This window comes from Desulfomarina profundi (assembly GCF_019703855.1).
Lineage (GTDB): Bacteria > Desulfobacterota > Desulfobulbia > Desulfobulbales > Desulfocapsaceae > Desulfomarina > Desulfomarina profundi.
This window is the reverse complement of the sequence record NZ_AP024086.1, coordinates 829,519-849,158: the sequence shown is the minus strand read 5'-3', so window position 1 is coordinate 849,158 and position 19,640 is coordinate 829,519. Positions and strand designations below refer to the sequence as shown.

The following is a 19,640-nucleotide window of genomic DNA, read 5'->3' as shown; positions in this document are numbered from 1 at the left end:
AACAGCAGATCTTAACCTGCTCAGGGACAGCCCCCAGGCTACCTTGTGTCTGTCCGGAAATGAGATTGACACTACCTTCGTTTCCGCCTCAGTATCCCGTTGACCTGCCCTTGGACCAGGGGAGGTTCCGTCTGTAAAAACAAGGTATTACCGGGATTAGCTTTGTCCCTTTTTGCCCCATCTTCATCAATCAACTCCACGATACGGACCCGTATCAACTCCATGGAGGGAAACATGTATTCCACCATTTCCCCGGGGAAAACTGTATTGCGTATCTCGACCAGAGGTATCTCGCCCCTTTTACGGATAACTGCCACCGGTTCATAACTCTGCCTGGCCCGGGATGAAGAATAGATCATCTCTTCTGCACCCGGTTTCTCAAGAATGAAATTCTCGCTTGTTCCTCGAGTACCAATCCTGGCTGTTTCTTCCATAAACTCCTCTGGAAGTACGATTTTATCAGGCTTGTCCCAGGCTTCAGCCGGAAGATCGGCCAGATAATCAAGGGCTGCTCTGTAAATCCGTACCGTTCCTCCCACGTAAAAAATCGACTTCATCCGCCCTTCAATTTTCAGGGAATCCACACCGGTCGAAACCAGCTGAGGCAGCTTCTCCAGCAGACAGAGATCCTTGGCATTGAATATATAGGTACCCCGGTCATCTTCCTCCACCGGAAACAGCTCGCCGGGACGCTTTTCCTCCACCAGACTGTAGCTGTAGCGGCACGGATGAGCACAGTTGCCACGGTTGGCATCCCTACCCGTCATATAGTTGGAAAGCATGCACCTGCCCGAATAGGAAATACAGATGGCGCCATGAACAAAGATTTCCAGCTCACCCTCCACCTTTCTCCTGATGGTTTCAATTTCCTGCAAAGAGAGTTCCCGCGCCAGGTTGAGCCGGACGGCCCCCTGATCAAACCAGAAGGATGCGGAACCATAGTTGGTCACATTGGCCTGGGTGGAAAGATGGATGGGTAACGAGGGAACAACCCGCCGGGCAACGGCAAAAATGCCGGGATCAGCTACAATTATACCGTCCACTTCCGTCTTCTGCAGGAGAAGCAGATACTCTTCCAGCCCCTCAAGGTCACTGTTATGGGCAAATATATTGACCGTCACATAGAGTTTCACCCCATGCTCATGACCGTACACCACCCCGGCGCGAATCATCTCATCGCTGAAGTTTCCCGCCTTGGCCCGCAGGCTGAACTGTCTGCCCCCGAGGTACACGGCATCTGCCCCGTAGTGGATGGCTGTAACAAGTTTTTCATAATTTCCCGCAGGAGCCAGCAGTTCAGGCAACCGTGGAACTGATTTTTTGCGTCTTTTTTTTTCTTTCATGGTGGGGTAATGTGTTTTTCTGGTTTCCGGGGTGCCCCCCAGGCAAATTACGGCACTACGATAACCAGTACCCTTTGGCCGGTCAACCCATTTACAGAAGAACTGTGCGCCATTCAACTGCAAGGTAAAAAAATCCCGTGAGCAGACAGAAAACAGGTATCGCCATGAGCGGCGGAGTGGACTCCACCGCCTGCGCCCTTCTTTTACAAAAACAGGGTGAAGTCGAAGGCTTTTTCATGCGACTTCACCAGCCTGATTTTGAAAAACAGAAAGAGCGGGTAAAGAGCATCGCCGAAAAACTTTCCATCAAACTGAACATCATTGACCTGAGAAACGAATTCGAAGAAAAAGTTCTCGACTATTTCACCAGCCACTACTTCAAGGGACTCACGCCGAATCCCTGTGTGGTCTGCAACCGGGAAATTAAATTCGGCCTCTTTTTCGACAGAATGATGGGCCATGGCATGGATATGGCAGCGACAGGCCATTACGCGAACCTGGTCTGCATCGACGGAATTTATCATCTTTATTGCGGTACCGACAGGTCAAAGGATCAGTCCTATTTTCTCTCACGCCTTGACCAGCGACAACTCTCAAGAGTCATCTTTCCCCTGGGCGGTATGGAAAAGGAACAGACATACAGACTGGTTGAAGAGCACGGATTTGATGATTTCCGCGGAATTGAGAGCCAGGATGTCTGTTTTCTGGAAGGCGGGAAAATTTCCTGCTTTCTAGAAAAAAGAGCCCCCGGGAACTTCACCATGGTTCAATCGTTACCCGCTCGGGAAAAAAGCTCGGTGAACACAGGGGCATTTTCCGCTACACAATCGGCCAGCGAAAAGGACTTGGTATCTCCAGCAGCCACCCCCTTTATGTCACCGCACTTGACCCAGCCACGGGCAGTGTTATCGTAGGAGGTAACGAGGAACTGCTGAAGACCTCCATCCGGGTAAAAGACCTGCACTGGCTGAGTGGCACTCCCCCGGAAAACAGGAAGAAATATACGGTCAGAATACGTTACAGCCACCGGGGGGCCAGCGCGACACTGGTCCTTGGAAACAATAATGAAGGACACTTCCTCTTTGATGAACCTCAACGGGCCATAACTCCTGGACAGTATGCGGTAATATATATTGAGAATGAGCTGCTCGGCTCCGGAATCATTACCGGATCCGCAACAGCTTTATGATGTTGTTTTCTGATGACCGGGAAAGCTCAGCCAAATTGAATTTTGATCGTAATCAGGTCATGGGTGACCTTAATTTTCCACTTCGTAAAATGAAAAAAAAGATTTTTATCAAGACCCTGGGCTGCAAGGTCAACCAGTATGAATCAGCCTCCTTTCTTACCGGCTTTACCGAGGCCGGGTACAGCCAGGTTAACGGGAAAGATGAGGCGGATATTGTTGTCATCAATACCTGCGCGGTAACAGCAAAGGCAGGCGCCCAGTCGAGGCAGACCATCCGCCAGGCCGCCCGAAACAATCCGGATGCCCGCATAATCGTAACCGGCTGTTTTGCCGAAATCGGCACAGATGAGCTGAAGAACGATGAAGTTTTAAAAAACAGGGATATTGTCTTTATCGGGAACAGCAGCAAAGACACCCTGGTACATACCAGTACACAGGGGACATCTCTTCCATTTCTTCCCGGCTCCATTCGCGAAACAAAAACAATCTGTCACCTGCCGGTAAAACGGTTTGATGACCAGGCCCGCGCCTGGCTGCGAATCCAGGATGGCTGCGAAAGCTTCTGCACCTACTGTATTGTCCCCTACACCAGGGGCCGCAGCAGGAGCCTCAGCCGGGAAGAAGTGATAAACCAGGCAAAAATATTCGAGCAGCAGGGTCACCGGGAAATCGTTCTCACGGGTATCCACCTGGGATACTACGGCCGTGATCTGGAAGCCGGAACGGACCTGGTTTCCATTCTTGATGAACTCTCCCGGACAACTCCTGATGTTGCCTATCGCATAAGTTCCCTTGAACCTCTTGAAATTTCTGATAAACTTTTATCGTTGATGGTCGAGAGAGCAAATATCCAACCCCATCTCCATATTCCCCTGCAGAGTGGAAATGATGAAATTCTCAAACGGATGAACCGGAGATATTCCACCGCGCAGTTCAGGGAGGTCCTGGAAAAAATCCGCTGCAACCTGCCCGAAGCGGCCCTGGGTATTGATATCCTCGCCGGTTTTCCCGGGGAAACTGATGAACAGTTTGAGGACGGCCTAAACTTTCTCAACTCCCTGCCCTTTACCTATCTCCATGTCTTTCCCTACTCCATCCGTCCCGGTACGGTTGCCGCAAAGTTCCCCAACCAGGTGAACGGCAGAACAAAGGAAAAACGGGTTGCACGACTCCAGGAACTGAGCAAACAGAAAAAAGCCACGTTTTACGCCAGTCAGCTCGGCAGAAGCCTGCCGGTACTGGTTGAAGGCAGAAGAGACAGAAATGGTTATTTAAAAGGATTTACAAGCAACTACGTATCCGTTATTTTTAGAGGTCCCGACACTTTTTACCATACCAGAACCACCGTGCAGCTTGTCTCTCTGCATGGAGAACATGTACTCGCGCGACCGGAGGAAGACAATGAAGGTTGAAATCATAGCCATCGGCGATGAACTGACTTCCGGCAGGATCCTCAACACCACCAGTGCTTTTGCCGCCAGAAATCTTTTTGATGCGGGGTATGAAATCTATGCCATGCACACCATCGGTGACAGCCCCAGCCTGATCGGTGAAGCGCTGAAACGGGCCATCGCCAGGGTCGATGCCATAGTAGTAACCGGCGGACTCGGTTCAACGGATGACGACCTCACCAATGAAGCTGTCTCCAGGGCATTGAATCGCCCGACCATGCCCAACCTGGAAATTCTCTCCAATATTCGCGCCCACCTGGATGAAATCACCAACGCCCCCGTGGGGGAACTGGAAAAACTGGCATGGCTGCCCAAGGGGGCCCAGGCCCTCAGTCCCGAATCCCGCATGGCCGGCTACCAACTCATCCATGAGGATAAACCGATCTTTTTCCTGCCTGGTGTTCCCAGCCAGATGAAGGTCCTGATGGTGGACCATGTACTGCCAACCCTGGCAACCTGGCACAAGGATCACCATCTCACAACCTACCAGAAAATTTTCCGTATCTTCAACCTGCCCGAGGCGGAAGTGAACCGTCGTATCGCCACTGTGGACCTTGATCCGGATGTACATATCGGTTATTACCCTGTCTTCCCGGAAGTGCATTTAAGCCTCACCGTCCGGGACAAGCAAACCAATAATGCCAGGCGGTTGTTCAAGTCCGCCTGTAAGGCGATCAACACCGTTCTAGGCGACTCGATCTACGGTCACGACCGTGATTCCATGGAGCGGATTGTCGGCAGGCTTCTTATCAAAAACGACCTGAACCTGGCAGTTGCAGAATCATGTACGGGAGGACTGATCTCTAAAAAACTCACCGATACGCCCGGCAGTTCCGCCTATTTTCTTGGTGGGATTATTTCCTATGCAAACTCCCTTAAAAGCTGCTATCTTGAAGTGCCCGACAGTCTGCTGGAAAATGTTGGAGCTGTCAGCAGAGAAGTTGCGGAAACCATGGCAGTTACAGTCAGAACAGGCAGCAGCGCAGATATCGGTTTGTCGGTAACAGGTATTGCCGGACCCGACGGCGGTACTGAGGAGAAACCGGTTGGCACTGTCTATATCGGTATCGCCACTGAAGAGGAAAACTGGGTCACTAAATTTCGTTTCTCTGGAAACCGAAGGCAGATTCGCACCCTTACAGCCCAGAGCGGGCTGGATCTGGTACGCAAATATCTTCTGCAACAGGATCTTGAGGAAGAAACTGCCTGATCACTTACAGGGGTAAGATAGATGAAAACACAGAGTTACAAATCCTGTGACCAGTTACAATATATCAGTTGGTACTGTTGTGACTGCTCAATGACAAAAACTTTAAAATCCTTTTAACCGGAGAGAAGAAATATGGCCGCAGGTGCGAAAAAAGGGAAGATCAGCAGTGTAGACAATGCCATCAGTCAAATCCAGAGGCAGTTCGGCAAAGGATCGATCATGCGTCTCGGTTCCCAGGAAGCGGAAAATATCCCCGTTATTCCCACGGGAGCTTTGAGCCTGGATATCGCTCTTGGCGTCGGCGGTTTTCCCAAGGGAAGAGTAACTGAAATTTATGGCCCGGAGTCATCGGGAAAAACGACCCTGGCCCTCCACGTCGTCGCGGAAGCCCAGAAAGCCGGTGGTACTGCCGCATTCATTGACGCGGAACATGCCCTTGATACAAACTATGCTGAACGCCTCGGAGTTGACGTGGACAACCTGCTGGTTTCACAGCCCGATTTTGGTGAGCAGGCTCTGGAAATTGCTGAAATCCTCATCAGATCAGGTGGAGTTGATGTTATTGTCATCGACTCCGTTGCCGCCCTTGTACCCCGGGCCGAAATAGACGGCAACGTGGGAGATTCCCACGTGGGCCTGCAGGCCAGGCTCATGTCCCAGGCCATGAGAAAATTTACCGGTGTCCTTAACCGCTCCAATACCGTTCTTATCTTTATCAACCAGATCCGGATGAAAATAGGAGTAATGTTCGGCAATCCCGAAACCACCACCGGTGGTAACGCCCTGAAATTCTATTCCTCCCTGCGCCTGGATATCCGCAGGATCGGTCAGATCAAGGACGGCCAGGACGTAATCGGAAACCGCACCAAGGTTAAAGTGGTGAAAAACAAAGTGGCTCCACCCTTCAAACTTGCCGAATTTGATATTATTTATGGTGAGGGCATCTCCAAAATCGGCGATATGCTTGACCTTGCGGTGGATCTTGAAATTGTCGACAAGAGTGGCTCCTGGTATTCCTACCTGGACGAACGAATCGGCCAGGGACGGGAAAATGCCAAAAAATTTCTGGCCGACCAGCCGGAAATGTGTGCCGATATAGAAAACAAGGTTAGACTTGCCTACGGTATGCAGGAGGCTCAGGCTGCGGGGGCCGCTTCCGAAACCGAGTAAGCCAATTCCGCATTTCAGGCCCGATACTGTCCCTTCAGGGCACCGGGCCTTTTTTGCGACGTCAGGGTGCCTTGAATAATTAGCCCGCATTTCTCATGAACATTGTGTCAATTTTGAGAATAATTATGGAACACAAACAATGAGACAATTATCAGTGACCCAGAAAAATTTACACAATGTTCACCAGAGGTCAGTCCAGGCGACGCCATCTTCTGCAGTATTTCGGCAGTAAATATAGATCACTATAATTCACTGCCAAAAACTTTGAACCTGACGCCGCCTGAACTCATGAGAAATCCGGGTTAGATATTTTGTTCGAGTTCGAGGAACATAGACAATAAAAAGCGCAGCATATTAATTATATGTGAGCATTTTTATTATCGTAGCGACGATGAAATAGGGAAAATAGCAATTATTCAACGTGCCCTTTGGAAAAGAGTTAAACAGACAATGAGCAAAACACGGAAAAATTTTGATGTGATAATTGTGGGCGGCGGACCGGCGGGACTGTTTGCCGCCTATTACCTGGGAGAACACAGCAACCTTGATGTTCTGGTGATTGAAAAGGGCAAATCCTCCCTCAAGCGTAAATGCCCTATCAAAGACAACGGCTGTATAAAATGCAGCCCCTGTAATATTCTCTGCGGTATCGGGGGAGCCGGGCTTTTTTCCGACGGGAAACTCAATTTTATTCACAAACTGGGAAAAACCGATCTCACCCAGTTCATGGATACCTCCGCTGCAATGGCCCTGATCAACGAGACGGAAACTATTTTTAACCGTTTCAATATGGACGGTCGGGTTTTTCCAACTGACCGGGAAAAGGCCCGGGAAATCAGGAAAGAAGCAAGAAAACACGGTATCGATCTCCTGGTTATCAAACAAAAACACCTGGGCAGTGACAATCTGCCCCGCCATATTTCCCTGATGGCCGACTACGTGTCTGAACAGGGTGTAACATTCCACCATATGGAGGAGGTGGAGGATCTGCTGGTGAAAAACGGGCGTATAGAGGGTGTAAAAACCAACAAGGTTTCATATAACGCTCCCTATGTAATTCTGGCTCCCGGTCGGGTCGGGGCAGAATGGGTTGCGGGCGTGGTCAAAAACCACGGCATAGAAGTTTCCCAGCGGGGCATCGAGGTCGGTGTCCGGGTTGAAGTCCATAACGAAATCATGCAGGACCTCTGTTCCATCATCTATGACCCCACGTTTTTTGTCCGCACCGCAAAATATGATGACCAGACACGGACATTCTGCACCAATTACGGAGGATATGTGGCCCTTGAAAATTACCAGGATTTTGTCTGCGTCAACGGCCATGCCTTTATGGATCAGAAATCGGATAATTCCAATTTTGCCTTTCTCTCTAAAGTGGTTCTGACAGATCCGGTGGAAGACAACACCGCCTATGGTGAATCAATTGGAAGAATAGCCACCCTGATCGGGGGTGGAAAACCGCTGCTCCAGCGCTACGGTGATCTCAAAAGGGGCAGAAGATCAACCTGGAACAGGGTAAAAAACAGCTATATTGAACCCACTCTTAAAAACGTCACCTGCGGGGATATTGCCATGGCCCTGCCGGAAAGAATATTAACAAACCTGGTGGACGGACTTGAACAGCTCAACGCCGTTGTGCCCGGTGTCGCCAATGATGAAACCCTGCTTTATGCTCCGGAAATCAAGTTTTTCGCCACCCAGGTTCACACCGGCAATACCCTGGAAACTGCTGTTTCAGGTCTCTTTGTTGCAGGAGATGGTCCCGGTGTCGCCGGCAATATCGTTTCTGCCACAGCAACAGCACTTATCCCCGCAAAGGAGATTGTAAAAAGAGAAGCTGGCTGATATTATAGACTATCCGGTTTCGAAACTACCAGATACGTTGATAATAAACATACAATACTGATGAAGCAGATTCATCTCCGATCCGGTTGGGTTTCACTGGTAATCAGAAAAAATAAAAATAGGTTATTGACTCTTTGCCTGATACGATTATAATAGAGACAAACGAGAATAATTATCATTATTCTAAAAATTCCAAGGAGGAAAACAATGGACAAATGGGAATGCCCCTGTGGTTATGTTTATGATCCGGCTGAAGGTGACGAAGACAACGGAGTAGCTCCGGGAACAAAGTGGGAAGATGTCCCCGAAGATTGGGTCTGCCCTCTTTGCGGTGCTGAAAAAGAAGCCTTTTTTAAAGCTGATTGATCTGTGGGCCGGGAAGAAGACTGTTCTTCCCGGTTCTTTTTTCCCATTAAAGTTAGTCACATCTTATTTATTTATATTGCCATAAAACAGGAGAAAACAAATGAGCCTTCTAGTCACTCAACAAGCCCCGGATTTTACTGCAAACGCCGTACTGGCAGACAATTCATTCAAGGAAAATTTCAAACTCTCTGATTTTAAAGGAAAATATGTTCTCCTTTTTTTCTATCCCCTCGATTTTACCTTCGTCTGTCCCTCTGAGATCCTGGCGTTCAACAAGGCCGTAAAACAGTTTGAAGAGAGAAACTGCCAGCTGATCGGTATCTCCATCGACTCTCATTTCTCCCACCTTGCCTGGAAGAACACCCCGGTCAACGAGGGCGGAATAGGCAATATTCAGTACCCCCTTGTGGCGGACCTTGATAAATCCATTTCAAAATCCTACGAGGTTCTTCTTGATGCGGGAATCGCCCTGCGCGGTCTTTTTCTCATCGACAGGGAAGGAATAGTCAGGCATCAGGTTGTAAATGACCTGCCTCTTGGTCGAAACGTGGATGAAGCCCTTCGGGTTCTGGATGCCCTGCAGTTTACCGAAGAGCATGGTGAAGTCTGCCCGGCCAACTGGAACAAGGGAGACGAGGCGATGAAGCCCACTGCGGAAGGAGTGGCCGAATACCTCAGTGCCCACGCTGATGATTAAAACTTTCCTTAAGAATGATGGACTCGTAAAAACTCCGATCTACTGCGTTGTGGGGTGATCGTGTAATGCTCGACGTACTATATGTACGCCTGCGCTTACACGACACCGCCACGCCTTGTATATCGAAGTTTTTCCAGAGTCCATCTGAGAACGTTGAACGACTTTTTACGAGATCATCAAGAATGGTTAAGAAGAATTATGGCCCGGAGTAAATCCGGGCCATTTCTTTCTTTTAAGGCGCCCTCAAGTTCTATTTCACCAGGGTCGAATACATTTCTTCATTATACCCAACATAAAATACATTCCCTTTCCTCAGGGTCGGCGCCCGCAGGTTTCCGGTTCTGCCTGTGGCCTTTTTCAGCAGCTCTTCCCGGTCAGCACTTGCCGGATCAAACTCCAGGATTTTTTTACCACTCGCCACATAGACTTTTTCCGCACTGCTTAACAGCTCCCAGGCACCGTCGCTTTTGACGGTCTCCTTTGCAGCATTGACTTCTTCCGACACCTCAATCTTTTTTTCATCAAAAGCCGTCCAGGCTTTTTTACAGGAAACTCACCCTTTACGCATATACGCCCAGTCAATTGCCATTGTTCTCCCTCGAAACTCTTTTCTCTTTCAACTGAAATTCAATCTGGTAAAAAACTATTCATCAGTCGGCTGTGTATAAACTCTTTTTCCCATCTCCATATCCATGGCAAAAAGCCCCTGGCTTCCATCACCTATCATTTTCATCCTGTCAACGATTTCACCCACCGAGGCCTCTTCCTCCACCTGTTCGGCCACGAACCACTGCAGAAAGATATTGGCTGCATGATCACGTTCATCAAGGGCAAGATCAACCAGATCATTGATAAGTCCTGTTACCTTCGCTTCGTGATTTGCCGTCTCCTCCATAACCTCCAGGGGTGTGGACCAGTTACATTCCGGCTGATCAATAGCGGCATACTCCACATGGCCACCTCTTTCCAGAACATAGTCAAGCATCTTCATCGCATGAAACATCTCTTCCTGTGCCTGTGCGCGCATCCAGGTGGCAAACCCGGAGAGGCTTTTTTCCGCAAACCAGGTAGCCATGGAAAGGTAGAGATAGGATGAATACATTTCCGCATTAATCTGACCATTGATGGCCGTGTTTATTTTTTCACTGATCATACTTTGTACTCCCGTAACATGTTAATACTTCGAATTTAAATGACAGAACAGATGGCTGTCACCTTGAAAGCAAACTGTGTTTACAATAAGAACTGAACGGCTGAAATGCCAGTTTTTTATGAAGGCCCGGGGTCACGAGACAATGTTTCCCACAGACACTATCACCATATGAAAGAGCAGAGAGAAATTCAGCACTCCAAAAAGCTGTCGATATCGCAGAGGTCCCTTCCCGGTCAACCCTGAAAAAAAACAGGATAAAAGAGCAAGCCCGTTCAGCACTACCAGAAAACGTACAACGTTTCCTGCAGGCAGTACTGTAAAGAGAATCATCACCGCTGCCAGGCTGCCGATCCAGGTCACAAAAAGCCGTTTAATCACCTTTTCCCCGAAGATCGAAAAAAAACTCGGGATGATATTTTTTTTATAATCCTCTCCATGGCGCAGAAGAATAAGCCAGAAATGGGGGACCTGCCAGAGAAACAGCAGAGAAAAGAGCAGAAGTGCCTCAAAGGCAAGTGGCTTTCCACCACCGGCGAGCCAGCCGATATAGGGAGGCAGTGCGCCGCAGACAGCACCGGGGAATATCGCCAGGACAGTCAACTGTTTCAAGGGAGTGTATACTCCGTTATAGAGAACAACAGCCAGAAAAGACACAAAAAGGGGTAGAAAATCGGTCGACACAGACCAGAGAAAAAGCATCCCGCCCACCCACAGCACGATTGCCTGGAAAAAACTGAACGACACACCTATCCGGCCTTCGGGCAGAGGTCTTTTCCGCGTTCGGACAAAGAGCCTGTCAAGATGGCGTTCCTGTATGGAGTTGAGTGTTCCGCAACCTGCGGCAAGAAAAAAGATACCGAAACCTGTGATAAAAGCTCCGGCCGAAATATCAGAAGCGGCAAGGAAATAACCGAACAGGGCCGAACAGCCAATGAGAGAACAGAGAACAATCTTGGCAAGATCCATTGAAGCACGCAGTCCGGCTGGTAATCGCATTGCTCCCCCTATTCTTCCTCAAGCCATTGCTCAAACTCGTCCGGGGGAATAATCCGCAGTTTCGCCAGCATGGCTGAATGACCGACCCCGCAGTATTCCGTACACTGGATATCATATTCACCCACCTTATCCGCATAAAACCAGGCATACGTGTTAATACCCTTCACCGCATCCACTTTTATTCTAAATGCAGGGATGTAAAGGCTGTGCAGCACATCAAGCGAGGAAACATTGAGTTTTATCGCCTGGCCCTCAGGAACCACCAACTCATCTTCGGTTTCCTTGTCATTGTCATAAACAAAAATCCAGGAATACTTCTGGGCTAACACTTCGATTTCAAGGGCGCCCTCCGGAACATCCCGCAACCCCATGTAGGAACTCCAGCCCACGTAAAACATGGACAGGGCAATGAGTGTAGGAATAATTGTCCAGATAATTTCCAGGACATAATTATCCCGGATATCCGAGGCAACAGGATTCCTGCTTCGTCTGTATCGTATGACAAAATAGACCATGACAACGGTAATTCCAAACAGCAGAACAATGGAAATTCCGAGAATATACCAAAATGCCTGATCCACACCTTCAACAGGGGTCATCTATCTCTCCCTCTTACCTGAATGCAACATCCCAGAAAACAAAACCGATCATGATCATCAGAAAACCGGCCGTACCGATAAACGACAGGTAAATAATCGGGCCTTCATACTTCAGATGCATGAAAAACAGCAGAACAAAACTGACCTTCACACAGGCTATTCCCAGGGCCACGGGCACATTGAAAAAGCCCATGTCAACATAGGATACTCCCACCGTAAGCCCGGTGAGCAGAAGGAGAACCCCAAGAACCAGGGCCAGTTTTGTATAACTGAGGATATGTACCTCTTTTTCCTTTTCCATAGATTCTCAGTCTCCTATAAAACAAGATAGAACAGGGGGAAAACAAAGATCCAGATCAGATCGACAAGATGCCAGTACAGGCCGGCGTTCTCCAGCATTCCGAACCTGGTCTCCGTAATTTTCCCCCTCAATACCAGCACCAGGCTGATTGACAGCAGCACCATACCGATGATCACATGGAGCCCGTGCAGGCCGGTGATAATATAGTAGAGTCCGAAAAAGATATTCAGACCAGGCTCTCCTGAGGTCAGGGTTTCCGAATTGGGATAGATGTCATGGTGAATTTTCGTGCCCCATTCAAAATACTTGTTCACCAGAAAAACAACACCACAGAGTAGAGAAAAGAGCAGCAGGCCCACCGCCTGCTTTTTTCTCCGTAACTGTATGGCGGTAATGGAGGCGGCAACGGTAAAGCTTGAGACCAGGAGAACAACGGTATTGATACTGCCGATTATTCTGTTCAGCTCCTTTCCACCCTCGGAGAAGAACTCCGAATATTCATAAAAATAGGCGCCATAAAGCACGAAGAGACCGCCGAATAAAATAATCTCGGAATAGAGAAACAGCCACATCCCGATTTTCACTCCTGTCCTGTCAATTTTTTGTGTCATGGAGTCTTTCTATTCCTCCTTTTCCATCTCTGTGGCTATCGCAGTAAAATCATAAGGAAAACTTTTGATTTCAGGAGTTTCTGTGAAATTGTGCATGGGTGGAGGTGATGGCACCATCCATTCAAGAGTGGTCCCTCCCCATGGATTGGCCGGTGCAGGCACACGCTTTTTAAAACTCATGAACAGGTTCACGAACATGAGAAGAATACCGGCACAGAGAATTATAGCTCCGAAACCCGCAAGAAAATTACCCGTCTCATATTTCGGCAGATAATCATAATATCTCCGTGGCATTCCCTGCAGCCCGAGAATAAACATGGGCACGTAATGAAAAAGAAAACCAACAGCCGCCAGGACACTGCCGATATACGCCTTTTTAAAATCGTACATGATACCGAACATCTTCGGCCACCAGAAATGCAGTGCGGCAAAAAAGGCAAACCCTGTCCCACCGAACATGACAAAGTGGAAATGGGAAACAACAAACTGAGTATCGTGGACATGGATATCCGTCCCCACCGCGCCAAGCACCAGCCCGGTCAAACCTCCCACGCTGAACAGGTAGATAAAGATCAGAGAGAGGAGCAGGGGCGGTGTCATCTCAATGGACCCCTTGTACATGGTGGCAATCCAGGAGAACACCTTCACCGCTGACGGTATGGCAACCAGAAAGGTGAGCAGGGAAAAGATAAAGACCGAAACATCACTCATACCACTGGTATACATATGATGGGCCCAGACCAGGGAGCCGGCCACGGCAATAGCCATGGAGGACCAGACAATCGCCTTGTATCCGAAAATGGACTTTCTGGAAAAAACCGGAATGATCTCCGAAATAACACCCATACCCGGCAGGATCATGATATACACCGCCGGATGGGAGTACATCCAGAACAGGTGCTGATAAAGAATCGGATCCCCACCCCTGTCCGGATCGAAAATGCCTATGGAAAATAATCGCTCGGCCACCACGAGCAGCAGAGTAATGGATATGACCGGGGTCGCCAGAATCTGCACCCAGGCCGTAGCATAAAGTGACCAGGTAAAGAGAGGAATCTGCATCAACCCCATCCGCCTGTCCCGCATGCGGTGAAAGGTTGTGACAAAATTAAGACCGGTCAGCATGGAAGACATGCCAAGGGTAAAGGCTGCCATAACGGTCAGACTGACATTGGTATTGATCTCCACACTGAAGGGGACATAAAACGTCCAGCCGGTATCGGGAAATCCCTCCCGCTGAACAGGGAAATCAGGGCGAAAAGACCACCGAACATAAAAAGATACCAACTGAAGAGGTTCAGTCTCGGGAAAAAAACATCATCGGTTCCCAACTGGATGGGCAGGAAAAAATTGCCGAATATTGCCGGAATCGCAGGAATCACGAAAAGAAAGATCATGATGACCCCGTGCAGAGTAAACAGGGAGTTGTACGCTTCCGGCCCCATGATCGTTCTTCCCTGGCTCATCAGTTCAAACCGCAGAAGCAGGCCAAGAAACATGGCCAGCACAAACCAGAAAAGAATAGCCCACATATACATAAGACCAAGACGCTTGTGGTCATGGGTAAGCAGCCAGGCCCAGATACCCTTTAATCCCGGGGGTGACGGCGTATCATAAAAGGAAATGGATTTATTCATTTTTTTGCTCCCTCCCTTCTCCCAAATCATCTCCACCGGCCTTTGCCTGTCGTCGACCTTTCTTTCTGAACACAAAAAAGAGCAGACCAAGACCGACAGCAAAAACCGCCAGAACAGACAGTTTAATAATCTGGAAAAGAGATTTGTTTTTGTCCGGATCATAACTCAGACAGAAGGCCAGAAGTCGGCGGACGGAAAACGACGGGGTGCCCTTTTTCGCATCCAGCAGCGCCATATCAATATCCCCGGCGAGAAAGGAACCGTAAACATAACGGATAATTTTCCCGTCACGTCCAGTAATGACCAGAGTCGAGGGATGGATAAAGGTGGAATCAGTCAGTCGCTTGAAACGAAACCCGAGGGAATCGGTCAACCGGCGGATAGTTTCTTTTGTTCCGGTCAGAAAAAACCACTCCGATGCGGGAAAACCATCTCCGACAATTTTCAAATAGTTTTCCTTTGCGCGGGCTGCGTCATCGCTGCTTTCAAGCTCATTGAAGCTGAAGGCGATTACCCGGTAATCCCTGCCGGGAATATGGCTTAAATCCCTGAGAGCCTCTGCAAGATGGGCCAGGTTCAGGCTGCATATTCCGGGGCAGTAAAAATAAATGGGAAGGATAATGGTGGGCCTGTCTATTATGGAACCAAGGGTACGTGTTTTTCCGGTTTCATCTGTAAAGCTGAGCCCAAGGGGAAGAATCTCCCCACCCTTTTCCGTGACCCACTTATCCGGGTTTACGTTCTGATCAGCCGGGGAGGCTTCAGCCATTTTCTCCATGGCATGGTGGTCATGCCCCCCGGCCATCTCCTCCTGTCCCCCGGCACAGACCTGACCGGCGACAGCCATCTGGAACAGAAGGAAAAGGATAAGAGAGAGGCAGCGTTGTATCATAATGGTGAAGATGCTCCCGTTGCCAGATTGACCTTCAGGGCAGTTCTATACTTGTGACGGGTTCTGAAACTGTCTCTTCCTGGCCCATAGGCAAGAAGAACCACCGTGTCTCCCTCCACCTTGATTTCGGAATCATACTTATCTTTGGATTGAAGAGGAATGGTAAATTCCAGGGTTGTAATTCCACCCTCCTCGGAGCCGCCTACCAGCACAGCATCCACACCGCCGCCCAGCTTTTTATCCGGGGAATGCTTTGTTTCCCCCACCCCGAATTCATCGGTCAGTTTCGCTTTTCCCTTCTTGACATAGCCGAGAATAAAATTTGCATCCTTCATCTCTTCACTGGGGTTAAAACCGATCCCAACCCATCCTGTTGTTTTCGCAGACAGCCGGACAGCAAGCCTGTCACCATCCACCCTCCAGCTGAAAGATATTTTTTTGGCCTTAACCTCATGGCTGTAATCAGCACCATGAACCGCGGTGACAAAAAAGATCATCAGAAAACACCAGGCAGACACCAGACACGCTCTACTTTTGTTTCTCATAAATACTCCTGTTCTGTTCTTTTCATTGTTCTGAAATAACTGCAGCTTACCCGAAACTTTATCACACATAGTGGTACAAAGTAAGGCCTTCCTCAACTTATCCGGCAAGAAAAATCAAATATTTTTTCTTTTAAAACATTTTTGTAAAAATAAATTGAAAGGACTTCAAACCATGATTACGTTCTTGTGTTGTAACGATCTAAAGGAGTAGACAAGACCGCTTCAATCAACATAACCGACGTTACAAATTATTGCAGCCGGTTATATATGATTCCCATACAACAGGAGGAAGATGCATGGCAGACAAAATGGCAGTTTACAAATGTGAGCTTTGTGGAAACATTGTGGAAGTTCTCACTGCCGGTACAGCGGATCTCATGTGCTGCGGCCAGCAGATGACCATGATGGCAGAGAACACAACCGATGCCGCTGTTGAAAAACATGTTCCCGTTCTCACCAAAACCGACGAGGGATGGACCGTAACCGTGGGTTCTGTAGATCATCCCATGACGGAAGACCATTATATTGAATGGATTGAACTCATCGCCGGAAAAACCGTATATCGTCAGTTTCTCGATCCGACTGACAAGCCGGCAGCCAACTTCCCGCCACTGGATGGTGATGTCACCGCCAGGGCTTACTGCAACCTCCATGGCCTCTGGAAGGCTTGATACCTGATAGTCTTCTTCCCCGGAAAACACTTTCGGGGAAGAAGTTTTTCTCTCTTTTCTCCACGCTGTTCTCCCACCTCTTCTCCTTGACAGAACCGATAAAAGCCCCCAGTTTGTTAATAGTGATCTGTAACCCGGATCAGGTTTAAGCCGCATTTCTCATGAACATCGAGCTTGAACTGCATTTACACAATATTCACCCAAGGTCAGTTCAGGCAGCATCATAGTCCGGATTATTCCGGAAAGGAGACACCATGACACAAATTCTTATAATATATGCAAGCGATTTTGGTAACACGGAAAAAATGGCCCAGGCCACAGCCGATGGAGTACGTTCGGTGAACGGGGCACAACCTCTTGTGAAAAAAGCAGAAGAAGTCACAAAAGAGGATATGAAAAACAGCGACGGTATCCTGTTCGGCAGCCCGGTTCATATGGGCAGTATGGCATGGCAGATGAAAAAATTCATCGACCGCATCTGTTCAGGACTCTGGATGAAAGACAGCATGAACGGCAAGGTTGCCGGTGTCTTTATGTCCGGTGGCGGTTTCGGAGGCAGTGGAGCCGGAGCGGAACTGGCCATGCTCAGCATGCTGAATAATATTGCGGAACTCGGTATGCTTATTGTACCCTTACCCAAGAATACAGCTCTCTATACAAAGGGTGGTCTTCACTGGGGTCCCTATGGCCGCAGTGCCGATGAAGCCATGGAACACACAGGCGTGACTGACGATGCCCTTGCCGTATGCAGGACACATGGCGCAAATGTCACCAGGGCGGCAGCGGCACTGAAAGACCAGACTGTTTTTGCCGCATGATGCAGTGTGGTCAGGAGAAAAATCATGGCCAATAAAGGGAAAAAATACCGCACGGAAACAGACAGCATGGGTGATATCCGGGTTCCGGCAGAAAGCCTGTATGGAGCCCAGACCCAGAGGGCAATCGATAATTTTACCATTTCCGAAGAATCTCTTCCATGGAGTTTTATCACAGGGTTGCTTCTTATCAAAAAATCCGCCGCCAAAGCAAATGGTGCCCTGAAACTCCTGCCACAGGATCTGGCTTCAGCAATAGTTGACTGCGCCGACAGACTCCTCTCCACCAGACCGCAGAACCAGTTTCCGATCTCCGTCTTCCAGACCGGCTCGGGAACCAGCACCAATATGAACGTTAATGAGGTCATCTGCGGCCTGGCGGCCCGAAACGGCATAAACCTGTTGCCCAACGATCATGTCAACTTCGGCCAGAGCAGCAATGATGTTATTCCCACCGCCCTGCACCTCTCCGCAGCCATTCAAACACGGGACAGGCTCCTTCCCGCTCTCGACAGACTTGCCGATGAACTTCTCCAGTTCGGCAAAGCTCACAGTGATGTGATAAAAACGGGCAGAACCCATCTCATGGACGCCCTGCCCATCCGTCTCCAGGCGGAACTTGACGGCTGGGTCATGCAGCTTTTTGAATCATGCGAACGAATCAGGGATTCCCTGGACAGGTTGCAGCGGCTGCCCCTGGGGGGAACAGCGGTGGGCAGTGGTGTCAACTGCCATCCCGATTTTCCCGGTAAGGCAATTGCTTTTTTAAACGAACTGACCGGGCTCACATTTACCAGGGCCCCTTCCCTGTACAAGGGCATCAGCAGCCTGGACACGGTTGTGGAATTCTCCGGTGTCCTGAAAGCCACGGCAACCGCACTCTACAAGATTGCCGGCGACCTGCGCTGGATGAACTCCGGGCCCGATGCCGGCCTGTCAGAAATACATCTGAAACCGCTGCAGCCCGGCTCAAGCATCATGCCCGCCAAGGTCAACCCGGTCATTCCGGAAGCGGTCTGCATGGCCATGGCAAAAGTCATCGGCAACGATGCAACCATCCAGGTCTGTGGCCTTGGCGGTAACTTCCAGCTCAATACCATGCTGCCGGTGGCGGCAACAGCTATCCTGGATTCCATTCAGCTCCTGAGCGGCAGCTGTCTTTCCCTGGCCGAAAAAGTGATTCCCCACATGCGGGTCGACCGCGAAACATGTAAAAGCAAGCTGCTCCTCAATCCCCTGCTCGTCACTTCACTCAACCCGATAATCGGCTATATGAAGGCCGCGGAAATTGCAAAAACCGCAACCAGGGACAAGAGACCAGTCCTTGATGTGGCAAAGGAAATGACGGATATACCTGAAACTGACCTTGAGAGACTGCTTGATCCGAAAAACCTGGCGGACTGGCAGATGGAAGAGAAAGGGAAAAAACACTGATTCCTATCGAAATTTTTTCACCAGCAGTTGAAAGAGCTGCACCAGGTAATGAAAAACAACCCGGAAATTCATCTTTGAAACCCCAAAACTCCGGTCCCTGAAAATGATGGGTACTTCCTTAACCCGCAGGGAGCGTCCCCCTTCCGCCAGCACCTCCAGTCCGATCTTAAAACCGTGAACAGATCCGTCAAGGGTGGCAAGTCTTTGCCGTTCCACCGCAAAAAATCCGGCAAGAGGGTCTTTCACATCCGTAAACAACCTGGCTGGAATGGTGGCCAGTTTTGATGCAAACCTGCGGTAAAACGGCCAGTCAGGCGTGGCGCCACCGGCCACATACCGACTGCCGATAACCATATCACAGGAGCCGTCCAGAAGAGGCGCCACCAGTTCCGGCAGTATTTCAGGAGGGTGGCTGAGATCAGCATCCATCACTACCACAAATCGGGTTTTTGCAGCGCAGGCACCGGCAACAACCACTTCCATCAGATCATCATCCGGATCCCGGCAAAGCAGGGAGATATCCCCCTTCTCCCGCCAGGCCATCACCTTTTCCCCGGTCCCGTCAGTGGATGCGGAGTCAACAAAAAGAATGGAAAAACCCAGGCCGGATTCCCTCCTGACGGCCAACAGACGAGTCAGCAGAAGATCAATATTTTCCTCTTCATTCAACGTGGGAATAATAACGGTAACAGAACACATAAGTCCTAACCCCTTC

Annotated in this window: 20 protein-coding genes and 2 pseudogenes; 11 read left to right on the top strand and 11 right to left on the bottom strand. The window is 49.4% G+C overall.

The features are described from left to right. Window positions 1-71: 71 nt before the first annotated feature. Complete coding sequence (locus LO777_RS04005; protein ID WP_228856273.1) at window positions 72-1,343, bottom strand: peptidase U32 family protein; 1,272 nt, start codon at window positions 1,341-1,343, stop codon at window positions 72-74. Window positions 1,344-1,480: 137 nt separating this feature from the next. Between LO777_RS04005 and LO777_RS04000 the strand changes: the two genes are divergently transcribed. The 8 genes from LO777_RS04000 (at window position 1,481) to LO777_RS03970 (ending at window position 9,271) form a co-directional block, all read left to right on the top strand. Continuing rightward, window positions 1,481-2,257, top strand: a complete 777-nt coding sequence (locus LO777_RS04000) for a 7-cyano-7-deazaguanine synthase (protein WP_228856272.1) — start codon at window positions 1,481-1,483, stop codon at window positions 2,255-2,257. Then, entirely contained in the window at window positions 2,155-2,532 is a 378-nt protein-coding gene (locus tag LO777_RS20905; RefSeq protein WP_407929115.1) for an aminomethyltransferase beta-barrel domain-containing protein, read from the top strand. The genes LO777_RS04000 and LO777_RS20905 overlap by 103 nt, the downstream gene beginning before the upstream one ends. Beyond that, the gene (gene mtaB / locus LO777_RS03995; RefSeq protein ID WP_228856271.1) at window positions 2,529-3,944 is read left to right on the top strand and encodes a tRNA (N(6)-L-threonylcarbamoyladenosine(37)-C(2))-methylthiotransferase MtaB; all 1,416 of its coding nucleotides are present in this window, start codon (window positions 2,529-2,531) and stop codon (window positions 3,942-3,944) included. Before LO777_RS20905 ends, mtaB begins: the two co-directional genes overlap by 4 nt. Then, window positions 3,934-5,193 carry a CinA family nicotinamide mononucleotide deamidase-related protein gene (locus LO777_RS03990; RefSeq protein ID WP_228856270.1) on the top strand — a complete coding sequence of 420 codons (1,260 nt, stop codon included), beginning with the start codon at window positions 3,934-3,936 and terminating at the stop codon, window positions 5,191-5,193. The genes mtaB and LO777_RS03990 overlap by 11 nt, the downstream gene beginning before the upstream one ends. A 132-nt stretch (window positions 5,194-5,325) precedes the next feature. After that, entirely contained in the window at window positions 5,326-6,363 is a 1,038-nt protein-coding gene (recA, locus tag LO777_RS03985; protein ID WP_228856269.1) for a recombinase RecA, read from the top strand. Window positions 6,364-6,777: 414 nt separating this feature from the next. Then, window positions 6,778-8,208 carry an NAD(P)/FAD-dependent oxidoreductase gene (locus LO777_RS03980; RefSeq protein WP_268907549.1) on the top strand — a complete coding sequence of 477 codons (1,431 nt, stop codon included), beginning with the start codon at window positions 6,778-6,780 and terminating at the stop codon, window positions 8,206-8,208. 207 nt (window positions 8,209-8,415) lie between these two features. Then, window positions 8,416-8,574: a rubredoxin gene (locus LO777_RS03975; RefSeq protein WP_228856267.1), complete on the top strand. Its 159-nt coding sequence runs from the start codon at window positions 8,416-8,418 to the stop codon at window positions 8,572-8,574. 100 nt (window positions 8,575-8,674) lie between these two features. Continuing rightward, a complete protein-coding gene (locus tag LO777_RS03970; protein ID WP_228856266.1) occupies window positions 8,675-9,271 on the top strand; it encodes a peroxiredoxin in 597 nt (198 codons plus the stop codon). Between the two features lie 250 nt (window positions 9,272-9,521). Here the strand turns inward: LO777_RS03970 and LO777_RS03965 are convergent. The 9 genes and pseudogenes from LO777_RS03965 to LO777_RS03925 all read right to left on the bottom strand — a co-directional run. Beyond that, a pseudogene (locus tag LO777_RS03965) lies at window positions 9,522-9,809 on the bottom strand (ArsC family (seleno)protein); the annotation flags it as partial. Between the two features lie 105 nt (window positions 9,810-9,914). Next, window positions 9,915-10,424, bottom strand: coding sequence for a ferritin (locus LO777_RS03960; RefSeq protein ID WP_228856264.1), 510 nt, complete (start codon window positions 10,422-10,424; stop codon window positions 9,915-9,917). A gap of 132 nt (window positions 10,425-10,556) precedes the next feature. After that, entirely contained in the window at window positions 10,557-11,420 is an 864-nt protein-coding gene (locus LO777_RS03955) for a protoheme IX farnesyltransferase (RefSeq protein WP_228856263.1), read from the bottom strand. Between the two features lie 8 nt (window positions 11,421-11,428). Then, complete coding sequence (gene coxB / locus LO777_RS03950) at window positions 11,429-12,019, bottom strand: cytochrome c oxidase subunit II (protein ID WP_228856262.1); 591 nt, start codon at window positions 12,017-12,019, stop codon at window positions 11,429-11,431. 13 nt (window positions 12,020-12,032) lie between these two features. Next, on the bottom strand, window positions 12,033-12,320 hold the full coding sequence (locus LO777_RS03945; RefSeq protein WP_228856261.1) for a cytochrome C oxidase subunit IV family protein: 288 nt from the start codon (window positions 12,318-12,320) through the stop codon (window positions 12,033-12,035). A 14-nt stretch (window positions 12,321-12,334) separates the two neighbouring features. Then, window positions 12,335-12,931, bottom strand: coding sequence for a cytochrome c oxidase subunit 3 family protein (locus LO777_RS03940; RefSeq protein WP_228856260.1), 597 nt, complete (start codon window positions 12,929-12,931; stop codon window positions 12,335-12,337). Window positions 12,932-12,940: 9 nt separating this feature from the next. Continuing rightward, a pseudogene (locus tag LO777_RS03935) lies at window positions 12,941-14,568 on the bottom strand (cytochrome c oxidase subunit I). After that, window positions 14,561-15,460 carry an SCO family protein gene (locus LO777_RS03930; protein ID WP_228856259.1) on the bottom strand — a complete coding sequence of 300 codons (900 nt, stop codon included), beginning with the start codon at window positions 15,458-15,460 and terminating at the stop codon, window positions 14,561-14,563. Before LO777_RS03930 ends, LO777_RS03935 begins: the two are co-directional and overlap by 8 nt. Beyond that, on the bottom strand, window positions 15,457-16,005 hold the full coding sequence (locus LO777_RS03925; protein WP_228856258.1) for a DOMON domain-containing protein: 549 nt from the start codon (window positions 16,003-16,005) through the stop codon (window positions 15,457-15,459). Before LO777_RS03925 ends, LO777_RS03930 begins: the two co-directional genes overlap by 4 nt. 296 nt (window positions 16,006-16,301) lie before the next feature. Here LO777_RS03925 and LO777_RS03920 point away from each other — a divergent pair, with 296 nt between their 5' ends. The 3 genes from LO777_RS03920 to LO777_RS03910 all read left to right on the top strand — a co-directional run bounded on the left by LO777_RS03920 (window position 16,302) and on the right by LO777_RS03910 (window position 18,925). After that, window positions 16,302-16,676 (top strand): desulfoferrodoxin, encoded by a 375-nt coding sequence (locus tag LO777_RS03920; protein WP_228856257.1) that lies wholly within the window; start codon window positions 16,302-16,304, stop codon window positions 16,674-16,676. A gap of 254 nt (window positions 16,677-16,930) precedes the next feature. Further along, window positions 16,931-17,494: an NAD(P)H-dependent oxidoreductase gene (locus LO777_RS03915; protein ID WP_228856256.1), complete on the top strand. Its 564-nt coding sequence runs from the start codon at window positions 16,931-16,933 to the stop codon at window positions 17,492-17,494. Between the two features lie 24 nt (window positions 17,495-17,518). Beyond that, window positions 17,519-18,925 (top strand): class II fumarate hydratase, encoded by a 1,407-nt coding sequence (locus LO777_RS03910; protein ID WP_228856255.1) that lies wholly within the window; start codon window positions 17,519-17,521, stop codon window positions 18,923-18,925. 3 nt (window positions 18,926-18,928) lie between these two features. Here LO777_RS03910 and LO777_RS03905 read toward each other — a convergent pair whose 3' ends face one another. After that, window positions 18,929-19,624: a polyprenol monophosphomannose synthase gene (locus tag LO777_RS03905; protein WP_228856254.1), complete on the bottom strand. Its 696-nt coding sequence runs from the start codon at window positions 19,622-19,624 to the stop codon at window positions 18,929-18,931. Window positions 19,625-19,640: the final 16 nt, after the last annotated feature.